This window comes from Chloroflexota bacterium (assembly GCA_016887485.1).
Classification (GTDB): Bacteria; Chloroflexota; Anaerolineae; order Anaerolineales; family Anaerolineaceae; genus Brevifilum.
On sequence record CP069394.1, the window covers coordinates 2,326,620 to 2,339,176 of the forward strand.

Annotated in this window: 14 protein-coding genes; 6 read left to right on the forward strand and 8 right to left on the reverse strand. The window is 45.5% G+C overall.

The window, feature by feature from the left end:
- The first annotated feature begins 6 nt into the window (after nt 1–6).
- From JR338_10615 to JR338_10625, 3 genes are all read left to right on the forward strand, one after another.
- The gene (locus tag JR338_10615) at nt 7–1,533 is read left to right on the forward strand and encodes a PD40 domain-containing protein (GenBank protein ID QRN82858.1); all 1,527 of its coding nucleotides are present in this window, start codon (nt 7–9) and stop codon (nt 1,531–1,533) included.
- A 232-nt stretch (nt 1,534–1,765) separates the two neighbouring features.
- A complete protein-coding gene (locus JR338_10620) occupies nt 1,766–2,581 on the forward strand; it encodes a hypothetical protein (protein ID QRN82859.1) in 816 nt (271 codons plus the stop codon).
- 13 nt (nt 2,582–2,594) lie between these two features.
- A complete protein-coding gene (locus JR338_10625; GenBank protein ID QRN82860.1) occupies nt 2,595–3,188 on the forward strand; it encodes a hypothetical protein in 594 nt (197 codons plus the stop codon).
- 555 nt (nt 3,189–3,743) lie between these two features.
- Here JR338_10625 and JR338_10630 read toward each other — a convergent pair.
- The 5 genes from JR338_10630 to JR338_10650 all read right to left on the reverse strand — a co-directional run bounded on the left by JR338_10630 (nt 3,744) and on the right by JR338_10650 (nt 8,196).
- Complete coding sequence (locus JR338_10630; GenBank protein QRN82861.1) at nt 3,744–4,403, reverse strand: hypothetical protein; 660 nt, start codon at nt 4,401–4,403, stop codon at nt 3,744–3,746.
- 290 nt (nt 4,404–4,693) lie between these two features.
- On the reverse strand, nt 4,694–5,866 hold the full coding sequence (locus JR338_10635; GenBank protein QRN82862.1) for a glycosyltransferase: 1,173 nt from the start codon (nt 5,864–5,866) through the stop codon (nt 4,694–4,696).
- Nucleotides 5,863–6,471, reverse strand: a complete 609-nt coding sequence (locus JR338_10640; protein ID QRN82863.1) for a glycerol-3-phosphate acyltransferase — start codon at nt 6,469–6,471, stop codon at nt 5,863–5,865. The genes JR338_10635 and JR338_10640 overlap by 4 nt, the downstream gene beginning before the upstream one ends.
- Before the next feature lie 256 nt (nt 6,472–6,727).
- Nucleotides 6,728–7,150, reverse strand: a complete 423-nt coding sequence (locus JR338_10645; GenBank protein ID QRN82864.1) for a GNAT family N-acetyltransferase — start codon at nt 7,148–7,150, stop codon at nt 6,728–6,730.
- A 392-nt stretch (nt 7,151–7,542) separates the two neighbouring features.
- A complete protein-coding gene (locus JR338_10650) occupies nt 7,543–8,196 on the reverse strand; it encodes a nuclear transport factor 2 family protein (protein QRN82865.1) in 654 nt (217 codons plus the stop codon).
- Between the two features lie 579 nt (nt 8,197–8,775).
- Here JR338_10650 and JR338_10655 point away from each other — a divergent pair.
- The gene (locus JR338_10655; GenBank protein QRN82866.1) at nt 8,776–9,183 is read left to right on the forward strand and encodes a HEAT repeat domain-containing protein; all 408 of its coding nucleotides are present in this window, start codon (nt 8,776–8,778) and stop codon (nt 9,181–9,183) included.
- Nucleotides 9,184–9,506: 323 nt separating this feature from the next.
- On the opposite strand, the gene JR338_10660 is transcribed toward JR338_10655, so the two are convergent.
- The 3 genes from JR338_10660 to JR338_10670 form a co-directional block, all read right to left on the reverse strand.
- Complete coding sequence (locus JR338_10660) at nt 9,507–9,761, reverse strand: hypothetical protein (GenBank protein QRN82867.1); 255 nt, start codon at nt 9,759–9,761, stop codon at nt 9,507–9,509.
- A gap of 70 nt (nt 9,762–9,831) precedes the next feature.
- Nucleotides 9,832–10,542, reverse strand: a complete 711-nt coding sequence (locus JR338_10665) for a pentapeptide repeat-containing protein (protein QRN82868.1) — start codon at nt 10,540–10,542, stop codon at nt 9,832–9,834.
- Between the two features lie 53 nt (nt 10,543–10,595).
- Complete coding sequence (locus JR338_10670) at nt 10,596–10,799, reverse strand: hypothetical protein (protein ID QRN82869.1); 204 nt, start codon at nt 10,797–10,799, stop codon at nt 10,596–10,598.
- A 335-nt stretch (nt 10,800–11,134) separates the two neighbouring features.
- Between JR338_10670 and JR338_10675 the strand changes: the two genes are divergently transcribed.
- The gene (locus JR338_10675) at nt 11,135–12,022 is read left to right on the forward strand and encodes an NAD(+)/NADH kinase (GenBank protein QRN82870.1); all 888 of its coding nucleotides are present in this window, start codon (nt 11,135–11,137) and stop codon (nt 12,020–12,022) included.
- Nucleotides 12,006–12,536 (forward strand): hypothetical protein, encoded by a 531-nt coding sequence (locus tag JR338_10680; GenBank protein QRN82871.1) that lies wholly within the window; start codon nt 12,006–12,008, stop codon nt 12,534–12,536. Before JR338_10675 ends, JR338_10680 begins: the two co-directional genes overlap by 17 nt.
- Nucleotides 12,537–12,557 lie beyond the last annotated feature (21 nt).

Here is a 12,557-nt window from a genome sequence, read left to right on the forward strand (position 1 = left end):
CGAAAGATGAAAAAGTCCAGTCTACATCTGATAGGGGTATTGTTGGTGTTAATGCTGGTCAGCCTGGCTTGCCGGCTGACAACGGCAACCCCGGCTTCCTGGTCCGGCACGCCCACGGCTGAGGCCCGCAAGGCGACCAATGACGCGATCAATGCCACCCAGCAGGCTGCCATTGGGGAAGAGGTGCCCCTGCTGACCCCCACGGCAACAGAGGTCGTTGCGACGACCACGCCCCGCCCAACCGTCGCGGTCGATGGCCCCTGGCTAGTCTTCCCGGCACCTGACGATCCGGGCCTGCTTTTGGCTTATGATGTGGACGCCGGCGTGACTTTGGAGATCTCCCTGCCTGCGCCAATCTATACCTCCGACCTGATCAATGGACTTTCTCCTGATGGACACACCTTGATCGTCCGGGCGGGCTCGCCTTTGAACACAGATGAATTTGCGCTCTATCAGATTGACCTCCCTTCCACCACGGTCACCAAGCTGACACCCTTGCTGAGCCTGGTTGTGCAGCGGAAGATCGTGAATGAGGAAGGCACCCGTGCTTTTGACACCCTGCGAGCGGTCACCCGCGAGGATGGGCTGGCCTGGTCACCGGATGGGCGATACCTGGCTTTTACCGCCGCTTTGAACGTCACCTCGAGTGATCTCTATCTCTGGGATTCGACCACAGGCAGTATTGAACGGCTGAATGGGCTCTATTCCCACAGCGCGTCACCTTTCTGGTCCCCCAGCGGCAACTGGTTGATCACTCAGGAATTGGGCGATTACACGGAAGAAACCGGGTGGCGTTCGGAGGTTGTGACCGGGGTGAGCGTTCCCGGATTTGATAACCAGAACTCACTCTATCTGCCATCTCCCGGCAGCCAGGGAGAGGTTTTCATTGGCTGGCTGAACGCCCAAACGATGATGAGCTATTCCCAGACGGCGGATGGACCGTTCGAGCTGCGTCAGGTCAATGTGGATTCGCTGGCGGAGAGCGTTCTGCTGGGTGGGGCGTTCCGTTTGGCGGCTCTTGACCCCAATGCGCCATCCTATGCTTTTATCTTGGATGAAAGCCAGGCTGTTGAGAAGAATATGTTGAGCGGGGTCTATCTGGTGGCAGCCGGCAGCGCGGTTAGGTCACTGCAGATGGTGGGGGATTGGTCCGGGCTATATGCTGAACCGAATGACCTGTTCATTGCGGTGGGCGTCAAAGGGCTGATCGGCTTTTCAGCCAATGGCAGCGGTTTTTCGCTTTCGGATGAGCGGATGGCGAGTGTTTCCCCCAGCGGGAACTGGATGGTGGCCTGGGGCACGGAGGAGGGTGGTGAAAGCGGTGCCCGGCTTTATCAGAGTACCAGAGGCACGATCCTGCAAACCCTGACGGACCTGCCGGTTCGGGATGTGGTTTGGCAGCCTGATTCAATGGCGTTCTATCTGACCACTGAGGATTCGATCTATCGGATGGCATTTCCGCAGCTATCACTGGAGTTTATCGCCGGTGGCTTTGATCCGGAGAACCTGCCTGTGATCACCTGGGTGGAATGAGGGGGACGAACGGGGGGATAAACGGTCAATTCCCTATAGGCCATAATTTTACACTTTTTCCACGAATAGTTACCCCTACCTTGTTCTTTCAAGTAAATAAAGAGTTGCAGTTAATGGGTATATCCCTGAAACCAGGTCTTAAAATACCACAGAATCACTATTGACTTATACTATTTTTATGATATACTTCATATATAATGAAGTATATCATACAGCAAAAGAGAGGTAACCCATGTTTTTTGAAAGAAAAACCAAAGATTCTAGCGTTCTGAAGATAATCTTGTTCCCAATTGGATTGATCGCTATATTTTTAACTGTAGCCTCACTGGCTGGATTTGGTCCTGCCTTATATATGATTGGTGTAATGTACTTTTTTATATCAGTGATGCCTTTCATCACCTTCCTGAGGACACGGAATGCCGGGTTTTTGGCAGTGACCTTATTTTCGATTTTTACGTTTCTGGTTTGTGTCAGCGCTCCTTCTGCCATTAAAGATAAAAGCCAGATAGATCTAATTCCCCTTTTCCTGGTTGGTATGTATATCTCCTTGATGGTGGTCGCTTACCTAACCTTCAACAGGAAACTCCGCTGGAGAGGACAGGAGATCTTTGAGCTGGCTGCACTTCCCATAGAAGATACCGGGGATAGCTTCTCTGCCCGTCCCCGTCCAACCGGACAGGTACCCATCAGTAAAACCGAAATGATCCGGTTTGTTGATTTTATGACCAAAAATTTACTTGCCTTCGCTTTTCGAGAAGACAACCGGGTCATTTTTGTGCTGGCCTTACCCGGAAAGGATACTCCTTATTTGCTTGGTTTAAAAAAGGATTATCTAGAGGATACCTGGGTCGCGATTGATTTTGACGGCAATATATCGGTAAATATTACTGAAAAAGATTATTTACTCTTCAAAATGGATTTGGATTTCGATCAACTCTGCCAATCCCTAGGAAATCTGATTCGTGAATTTCTGGAATTATCCAAAAACGGACAGGAATCTCAAATCATTGAAAAAATGAATGCCCTGCGTTTAAACCCTTTCATGTAACATGAGGTGCTTGATGGATTATCAAACTGCTGCAAAATTAGGAGCTTCCCTTTCAAAAGAGTACGCTGAGGATTTTTTTAAGCTATTGGCAAACTATCAGGATATTTCAGCCTCCGAAGCTGCCTCCAGACTCAATTTACATATACGGACAGCCCAGGATTTCCTGGATGCTCTAACAGACCTTGAGATAGTTAAGAAAACTGAAGTTTTTGAAAAGAAGAGACCTTACTTTCGCTTCACACTGATCAAACCAAAAATATATCTCGAACTGGATCTGACTGAATTCGAAAAGGATAACCCGGGGGAAGGTTTAACCCGCTTAGTGCGTGAGAAAAAAGACAAAGACGCGAACTTTTCAGTAGCTCGCTCTGGTGATAGCTTCAGCGGTGTTACGATCTGGGAAGGTGCAGGGAGGGAGCGAAAAGAACACAAGATCAGCCTGACAACTCCCCAGGGGAAATTTCTATTCCACCTGCCTTTTCCCAAGGCAAGACCGATGACAATTGCTGATATCATGGAGAAATCCGGTGTAGAACCAGATTATTCCACAGAAATTCAGGATATCGTAGATGAATTAATTCGGTTAGAAGTCATTGAAGTTCTCTGAAAGAGGCGCACCGGAAATCTCCAATTGCCAGGTGACAAGACAAAGGCAAAAAACTCCTACTTAGGAGCATGAGACATGAGAAAAAACAAATTGATAATGAACAATATTCACCCCTGAGTCTGCCATTGAAGCATGATCTCAAATGCATCTCTTTTTAACACCCCACAGTAAAAGGGTTCAAAATTACAAGGATCAGACCAGATCCTGGACCTGATATGACCTTTAGGCAGTTCGAACCAACAACTGAGTGGATAAAGGCTAGTCATCGACTCGGATATTAAAATAGGATCCAATCAATCGGGATACCTTTTTTCCAAATATGACACCCAATGTAATTCATTTTCCGATTCTGCAAGTCAACCTGTTCTGATCAAGGATTGCCAGTTTCGTTAAACAAACCTTCAATGACAACTGGATAAGCCTTTCCAAGATACAAGAGCGTATATCTTGTTATTATCCTAACCACATCACATGGGCTCGACACGCGCCCTTCGAATGGTCCGAACCGCTAACCGAGCGCAAATCAAAATATTTCTAATATTATCGAAATTCCTTCTATTCCACAACCAGCAGCGGTTCAAGCTCAAGCAGATCCTTGGTGAACAACTCCAGGTCAATCAATCCGGTTTCAGGGTCCCGCGCAAGGCCCGAAATAATCAGTTCCAGCCGGCGGGGCAGGCTGAGGGCTAAATCGGCGTCCACTTCCTCGATAAAGGGTTGCAGGTCTTCAAGGTTATCCTGGGTATCCGCCAGCGCTGCCTGAGCACCCTCTATATTTTCTAAGAAAAGTTCGATACGGGCGGTGTTGACATCCACCAAAACCTGGTAGAATTTCATATTTGCTCTGGCAGCAATTAATTCCTCTTCCAGGGCGACAATCTCATTCTCGGCGTCTTGATTGGCGGTTGTCAGGCGAGCGTTTTCTTGCTCAAGGTCGTCCAATTCCAGATTTGCCTGTTCCAGTTCGACTTTGGTTTGCTCCAGCTCTTTGGAAAGGGGACTGTAACGGACAAAATGGTTTGTGAGAAAACCAGCAAAAAAGATGGCAGCGACAATCGACAAGCCGATCAGGCCCTTGCGTAAAAAGCGCACAAATTTACTAGGGGGTTGTTTTTCGGACCTTTTATCCTGGTCTTGTTTTTTAACTTCGGCCGAATCCGATGTTACCGGTTCAGGCTGTGATTCCGGTTGGAAGGCTTCGCTTTTCTCGTCCATTTCTTTTTTCCTTCTCTAGTATTGAGCTTTAATAAGAAAATTAATACCCAAAAATTAACAGGGGTTATTAATATGCGTAACAGTTGTGAAACTAAAGTGAAATTACTTTTTAATTGTACCTGCGATTATATGTAATTTGTAAGCCCGGTACCACTTCGGGTAGTTCTACCTAAGAACGAACGAATAAGACATTGATTTCATTTGTTTAAAAAAAGTGATACGAGCTGAGAATATTTGATCATGGGTTAACACTGATTTTCCATTTTTTAATAAATTATTGTGACTCCAATTCAGAACCATTTCCATCTAGCCTTGTCAACAGCTCGGCCTTTCCATGTGATGCGTCCTTCCAGGGTATGGATCAAGGAGCGAAAAGCAACGCAAATGTTTGCAAGGACTGTGTAAGGATAGAAGAAAGAAAGATAGAACGGGATTTTCATTTCAAGATACGGAATAAGCCAAAGCAGATAGGATAATGCTATACAAATCATTAGGACATAAGGTTGAGCCTTAAGCGTTCCACAAAAGACCAGTAATGCCATCACAAACAATGGCTCCCAAAACATAATGAATAGCCATAGGTAAGTGAACAGGTAAGGAAGTAAACGATAACCGGAGGCTGCAAATAGATTTTTTGTGAATCCGTTTACTGCTTCTCGGCTTGAATGATACATCCGGCAGGCAATCAAATCGGCCACATAAGTCACTCTCCAACGCAGCCCTTTTTCGTTAATTCTTCGAGCTAAACTGATATCATCTACGACAGAAGAGATAATGCCATCATGTCCACCAATATCCAAGTAGGCTTCACGGCGGAATAACATCATCTGTCCAACTGCGACAGAAAGAAAAGGCACCTTAAGTTGATAGGCTAATAATAGAGGGACAAAGGAAAGGAACGCCCAGGAAAAGAATGGCACCAGTGCCTTTTCGCCCAAGGTATGAATTTCTTGCTTGGGAAAACCAGTAATTAAATCTGCTTGCGCACCTAATAACGCAGTGACAACCGTTTTTAATGTATCTGGTCGGGCGACCGTATCGGCATCTGTAAAAAACAACAACTCACCTTGTGCCTGATGGGAAAGCTGACTGCATGCCCAGTTTTTCCCAACTTGACCATGAGTGGGTTGCACCCCAAGTATGATTCGCAGGTTGGGTTCGGAAAGTGCAATCGTTTCTAGGATGGCTCTTGAGGCATCGTTTGATTGATCATCAAGCACAATTACCTCAAAGGAAGGATAATCCTGTCCAAGGTAAGATTGAACACAACCGGCTATGCAACTCTCCTCGTTGCGAACTGGGATAAGAATGGAGACCACAGGAAATTTCTCTGTTGGAGAATAACGCCGGATGCGGTGAGTGATCCAAATATTGCTTAATAGAATCAGCAAAAGGACCAACTGAAAGAAGATAATATGGTCGATTAAGGTGACCGTTAAATAATCAACCAATATTGAAATCATGATTTTTTATTCGAGAACAACTTTGATATCCATGGGCGAAGGTGGATGCCCTTGCGCAGATCATTTCGGTGAGTCCATCCCAGGATAAGAACTTCACCGAACCAAACGGCAAGGAAAAGTGGCTCAGGCAGCCAAAGAAAGAGTACCGCCAAGATTCCACTCAACCCAAGGATTGCAGACCAACCTGGAGGCGTAAAAAGCGCTATCCCTATCACTGCCCCCAGAACCGCTGGGATGGATAGTTTCCAAATGGTTAGCCCTATCCAGACACCCAGAGCGGTCGCCAATGCTTTACCGCCATGGAAACGGAGGAAAGGTGAAAAAACGTGCCCAAGGATTGGCGCGACCGCAATCAGCAGCATGGGCAGACCTCGTATTCCAAAATTAAAATAAGCCCAACCGACCGGAACAGCGGCTTTGCTGACGTCTAACACCAAAGCTAAAAGACCGACCCATTTATTTCCAGTCTTGAAGGCATTAGCCGCACCCGGATTGCCATCACCAAACTTTCTTACATCCTCGCCAAGCAGGATCTCTCCTAACCAAACTGAAAACGGAAAAGAGCCGAAAAGAAATGCCAGGGGGATAAAGGCATAGGGAAGCATGTAAGACGATCCTTTTTTGAGCCGACCTAAATGCTAAAAAAACAACTTCTTAATTTATTGTAATATGGAATGGCGTAATTATCGCATGGTATGCTGATAAATCATGGGATTATTATTATTAATTAATTGGACTAATAACCCTGACCTGTGGGAAGGTCGAGCTTTTGCCCGAGCGGTTATGCTTTCAAATTAATTTTAATTGTCTTTCTTTTCTAATATTACAGCACAGGATCAGCCCTTTGCCTTCAAGCCTATTCTAAACTGACCCCCGCATCATACACCAAAATGATAACTGATATTTTGGTATGCAAGCCGTATGTAAAAGGTCAAAACCATGTTTCTGATAGTACCGAACATTTTTCTCATCATGGGTTTCGAGATAGATTGGCATTTTTTGGGCATCGGCCTGGGCCAAAAGTGGTTGCATGAGCGCTGAACCAATGCCTAGGGATTTTTTGGCGGGCTCAACAGCCAGACCCCACAGATAATAATGCGGGCGGTTTTTCATTAACGCGATGTGTGTAGCGCCAACAAAATTCTCACATTCCATGGAGCGCATATAGTTGCGAAGGCCCAGGCGCCCTTGATATTGAGCGTGAGCGTGGCAGCACTCTAACCCACAACCAGCCTGTTTTGTCCGCTTACTGAAAACGGCCATAATTTGGGCGATATGTCCCAACTGCACCCATCCCCCAAAAGATCGCCGTTTTGGCCAATCCAGTCATTGACTAATGTTGGACTCTATCAGATTGAACTCGCGGGCTGGCTGAACCCCTAATTCATGGTGAACTTTTAATGGACAGCGGATGGAGCGGTGGGGTTACGGCAGGTCAAAGTGGTTTCGATCTATCGGGTCGCGTTTCCGCAGCTATCGCTGGAATTTATCGCCGATGGATTTGACCCGGAGAATCTGGCCGTGATCACCTGGGTGGAGTGAGGGGAGTATCAAGCGGATAAATATTTTTTTCCACCTTGGCAAACAGAATATTAATCCTGATCAATAGGACTTAACTATTTTTGTCAGGACTGAAAAAATTAATCAAGAAATTTTGCCCTCATAATTTAAGAAAATTATTTTCCCGTAAATGGTATTTGATACTGCGCTGGATTAAGAATACAAATGACGATTTTCCCGTTTCGAAGATGGAGTAACGCCGTTCCATTTACGCCATCCCCCCATTCCCAGGCGAAAGCAAGTGTATTATCCCCAATCATTAAGGGATCCCCAAGAATAATGAACTCCTGACTACGGTCACCATGTATTGTTGCCAAACGGATAAATTCTTGCTCATCTACTCGATCAGCCAAATGACTGGTATCATCCGTCATTATGGCGTCATGGACATTGGATGCCGTTGTCAATACACCGTCATCAGTAAAAAGCGCTCTCACCTGTTCATAATCCCCACTTTCAAAAGCAGCCTTGAAATTAGAAATAATTAATTCTGATCCATTAGAATAATTAGCGGTTTCTTGTTCCGTTGGCTTCACAATCTCTTCACATGATTGTGTTGTTTGAACAATGGGTGTTGATGATCTTGCATCTAATAACTCATTTTCTAACGTTTTCACTCGGTTCCGCTCAGAATATCCCCAAATCAGTGATCCAGCAAATAAAACCGACGTTATAAAGGAAAAAGCTAAGATCCAACGATTCGGTCTTCTTTTTTCCTGCTGTTTGTTAGTAGAAGGGTCAGAAATCTCATCAGGATTATTTGCAGGCATCTCTACTCCTTAAATACACTAAATTGTCAATAAAAGGCTTTTTATTCCGAAAAGATATGAATTGCTTGGCCCGAGAACAGTTAGGAAGCAGCTTTAGAAAATGCGGTGAATTTATTTGGGATGGGAAGCAAGGATTTCGTCAATATTAATTATATAAAGAAAAAATAGGGAAACGCAAGCCTGTAAAATAAAAAGGAAAGGAAACCATTCGGAAAAAGTATCAACCCATTGGGATTGTGTTCTCGGATTTTAGAAAAAGAGAATCAGATAGTCCTCTTGGGGATCAAGTTATCATAACCAATATGTGATAACATAAAAATGATAAGAATTTAGCCAAGTTGTGCAGTTTGGGCCATAGACAATATCTTCTTATATAAGGATCGCCGGTATTGGTGATCGACCTTCCATTATCTTTCACCAGGCATCTCCCTAAAAATTCCCTTGCAGAGTCCTTTGCACAACCAATGACTATATTGGTCTAATAATGCCCACATACTTATAGATTAAGCCTCTATTACTATAAATAATTAGCGTCTTACAAGCAGGAAAATTATCCTCAAACTGGTGGAAGGATTAGAAATGTCCCCAAGTGAAAATGTTAGCGAACTGGCGAAAGCGTTATCTCATCAGGAGCGGAGTGTTCGGATAAATACTGTCCTTGCGCTTAAAAAGATTGGCAATTCAGATGTTGTCGATCCACTGATCGAAGCCATGAAAGATCAGGATTTTGGTGTACGGGCTTTTGCTGCAGAAGCTCTTGGAGAAATCGGAGATCTGAGAGCGTTAGAGCCACTGATACATGCTTTGAATGACGCGAATTATGGCGTTCGACGAGATGCAGCGACAGCACTTGGTGCATTAGGTGATGAGCGAGCAGTAGAGGCACTCACAAGAGCCATGAAACGTCACGATACTGGTTTTTGTTACGAAGATGACCGTGTCTATGAGGAAACAAAAAAGGCTCTGGAAAAAATCCAGGGGAATTGAACACCGTTTATTCAGAGTGTGTCCTGCTGTGTGAGAAAATTCACGCCCATTTGGTTCACCTACTGAAAACGGCCATAATTAGGGCAATATGTCCCAACTGCACGCGTCACCCCAAAATAACGCCATTTTAGCGAATTTGGTCATTGATTAATTTGGGCTCTAGTAGATTGCCCCCCTCTGGCTGATTACACACTCAAACGATGATGAGCTATTCCTAGGATGCCGGTGGCTTTGACCCGGAGAATTTGCCCGTGATCACCTGGGTGGAGTGAGGGTGTTATCCGAGCGGATAAATTCGCTTCTCCTATATGGCTAATAATTTTCTAAAAATATTCGCCTTCTTCCGGAGTGAAATCTAAAGAATCGCCAAATGCTTGAATGTCGACAATAGGTGTTACCCAGCACCTGCAATTATCACATTCTGACATCAAACTCTCAACCTCATCAAGAAGAAATTCCTTTTCTGATCTAGATCTACAAATGTCACAAACGAAGTCGTCATTGACAGTATGCCACTTTACAGACCTAATGCATCCCCCTTCTCTCCATTCATTCACTAAATCATGCAATTCTGGCATTTTGACTCCCTACTTAAAATATGAGGGTTAGGAAATGATATGAGTTGAGAATGTTAGACCAAACAACAATTTACATCATGTGTTGATTATAATCTGTGGATGAATTCGCCCCCGTAATTATATCTTTAGGATCTAGGCGTATACATCCAGCATCTTCAGGAGAAAATTCTCTTGGCCAATTGGTTTTACTATCATAAGTCGCATTCTTCCAGCAAGTCTTACTGTTGTAGATTGCATCTGTAAAATCTGTCCCCGACAGGTGAGATTCTTCAAAAGATGCACCTTCAATATGTGCCCTGATAAATTTACACCCTTCCAGGTGAGCCTCATCAAAGACAGCATTAATAAGAATAGCTTCTACAAATATCGCTCTTTCGAGGTGGGCTTTCTTTAGGACTACATTTTCAAAATTTACCTTACTCAAATCTATTTCTTTTAAAACAGAATATGACAATTGCGCATTAACCATCGAGCCATCAGTTAACCATTCCTTATTTTTGGCCTGATAGTATGCATCAATTGAGAAGTATTTTGAGGGGTTGCCTAGATTTCTAAGTATTCTGCGTTTTTCCTCCCGCTCAAGGTATTTATGAGTAATGAAATCAAGGACAAGGATTGTAAAACCCATACCAATAAGTTCCGGATGAACATTAACAAGAAGATCTTGCCAATCTAAATTATTAGAAAAAAGCGTACAAAAATATGGACTTAACCCAAAGCCGAGGAGAACAAATCCTAAGAAAGCAATTATCCATTTCCAACAATTCGAATTACTATTCATAACAACCCCTTTAGAATTCTATCCAATAATGCTATCGAGATCGGTTTTTTAAACTATTGTTTTGTCTCGCTTTTAAGATATTCGACCAAATCATCCTCATGTCCCAACCTACTAGCAATTATTTCAGACGAATTTATGATCATTTCAGTAGGGTCAAACTCTGCAAGTTGTTTGATTAGATCGATAGCTAGTCTCTTAAGCTCTTCCCTAGATATCTGCTCAAAAAACATTTGCATTTCAATACTTAAATCATCCATTCGTATTGTTACAATTTCTTCATAAAATGGTGGGGGATAAAAATAAGTTAAAAAGCTTCTTCAAATGGAATGTGAGTAAACCTAAAGTACTTGTATTCGGTTCAGATTTCCCATTCTCAATATCCGAAAACGTTTGTTGATGAAAAAACTATATTCCACATAGCCTACTAAATTATATATCCTTTTTCTCTTGCCGTTCCCAAAATGTCGTAAACATTAATTATTCTTACGTACATTGCCCAATCGAAAAATGCTCAAAGATTAGCCCGTCTAGGCTTTAACCTCCACCCATGCAATTTGGTCCGCCAACTAAAAGCGGCTATAATTAGGGCGATATGTCCCAACTGCACTCATCCCCCCAAAAGATCGCCGTTTTGGCCAATCCGGTCATTGCGGATTCCCTCCTGCTGGCAGAAGATGTTGCCGAATTCCTGCGCGCTGAGGGTGCCGAGGCTGCTGCCGGTTCGTTGAACGATCCGGACCTGCGCCAGGCTGTTCAGGCACAGGAATTTGACGCGCTGATCGCTCTGGGTGGGGATGGCACGATGCTGCGGGCCGGTCACCTTTGCGCTCCGGCGGGGATTCCCCTGTTGGGGATCAATGTGGGGCATTTCGGTTTCCTGGTGGAGGTCAAGCGGGAGAGCTGGCGCGATATGCTGCCCAAGCTGCTCTCGGGCGATTTCCGCTATGAAGAGCGGATGATGATTCTGGCGCGCTGCTCCCGACAGGGCTTTGAAGAGACCGCTTTTGACGTGATCAATGATGTGGTGGTGGCCCGGGGACGGCATGTGCGCCCAATTGAGGTGGAAGCTGACCTGGAAGGCGCCCGAATCGCCAGATATAGCGCAGATGGGCTGATTGCGGCCACGGCTACCGGCTCCACGGCCTATGCCCTGGCTGCCGGCGGACCCATCCTGCCGCCCGAATCGCGTAATATCCTTCTGGTACCGGTTGCGCCGCACTTATCCGTGGACCGCGCTGTGGTTTTGGCGGAAGGCGCGTCAATTTGCATCACCGTCCGCACAGAGCATGAGGCTGTGGTCAGCGTGGACGGGCAGGAGCCCCTGACGATGGCCAGCGGCGACTGTGTGCAGGTGCGGGCCCATGAGAAGTCCCTGCATATGATCCGCTTTCAGGACCCCGGTTATTTTTATCGCAACCTCACAGCCTATATGGAACATAACCCCTTATTAAGTGTAAAAGCCAATGGAAAATTCAACTGAACCCAAAATCACCCCTGAAGAACCGGAAGTCACGCTGCGGTGCAATAAATGCGACCGGCCGATCACGCCCTCTGAGGCGGTCCTGACCCCGACTGGTTACCGCTGCAAGGATTGTGTCAACCAGCAGCAAAAGGTTTTTGACACCAGCAAGCCTTTGGATTATGTCTGGGCGTTTATCGCCACGGTGGTCATCTCCTTTCTCGGGAGTCTGTTGGGCACATTCGTCGGATTTTATATCTTCCTCCTGGCCCCAGCCGCAGGCGTGGCAGTGGCGGAGGTGGTCCGGCTGATCGTCCGTAAGCGGCGCAGTACGAAATTATTCAAGCTGGTCAGGATTGCCGTGGTTTTGGGCGCTCTGCCCCTGTTTCTGATTGGCTTGCTCAATGTTATCGTTACCCTGGGTGAAGGGACTTTTTCGCTCTACAGCGTGCTTCCTTTTGCTTATCAGATGCTCTACATGATCCTGGCAGCGCCATCCGCCTATTACCGGCTTTCCGGCCGTCGCCGTCCCTGATGAATTTTGGTAGAATCAACT

Coding starts and splice junctions, on each gene's coding strand:
- JR338_10675 (QRN82870.1), top strand. CDS start 11,135: ATGTCCCAACTGCACTCATCCCCCCAAAAGATCGCCGTTTTGGCCAAT.
- JR338_10635 (QRN82862.1), bottom strand. CDS start 5,866: ATGATTTCAATATTGGTTGATTATTTAACGGTCACCTTAATCGACCAT.
- JR338_10665 (QRN82868.1), bottom strand. CDS start 10,542: ATGAATAGTAATTCGAATTGTTGGAAATGGATAATTGCTTTCTTAGGA.
- JR338_10615 (QRN82858.1), top strand. CDS start 7: ATGAAAAAGTCCAGTCTACATCTGATAGGGGTATTGTTGGTGTTAATG.
- JR338_10650 (QRN82865.1), bottom strand. CDS start 8,196: ATGCCTGCAAATAATCCTGATGAGATTTCTGACCCTTCTACTAACAAA.
- JR338_10630 (QRN82861.1), bottom strand. CDS start 4,403: ATGGACGAGAAAAGCGAAGCCTTCCAACCGGAATCACAGCCTGAACCG.
- JR338_10655 (QRN82866.1), top strand. CDS start 8,776: ATGTCCCCAAGTGAAAATGTTAGCGAACTGGCGAAAGCGTTATCTCAT.
- JR338_10670 (QRN82869.1), bottom strand. CDS start 10,799: ATGGATGATTTAAGTATTGAAATGCAAATGTTTTTTGAGCAGATATCT.
- JR338_10640 (QRN82863.1), bottom strand. CDS start 6,471: ATGCTTCCCTATGCCTTTATCCCCCTGGCATTTCTTTTCGGCTCTTTT.
- JR338_10620 (QRN82859.1), top strand. CDS start 1,766: ATGTTTTTTGAAAGAAAAACCAAAGATTCTAGCGTTCTGAAGATAATC.
- JR338_10625 (QRN82860.1), top strand. CDS start 2,595: ATGGATTATCAAACTGCTGCAAAATTAGGAGCTTCCCTTTCAAAAGAG.
- JR338_10660 (QRN82867.1), bottom strand. CDS start 9,761: ATGCCAGAATTGCATGATTTAGTGAATGAATGGAGAGAAGGGGGATGC.
- JR338_10680 (QRN82871.1), top strand. CDS start 12,006: ATGGAAAATTCAACTGAACCCAAAATCACCCCTGAAGAACCGGAAGTC.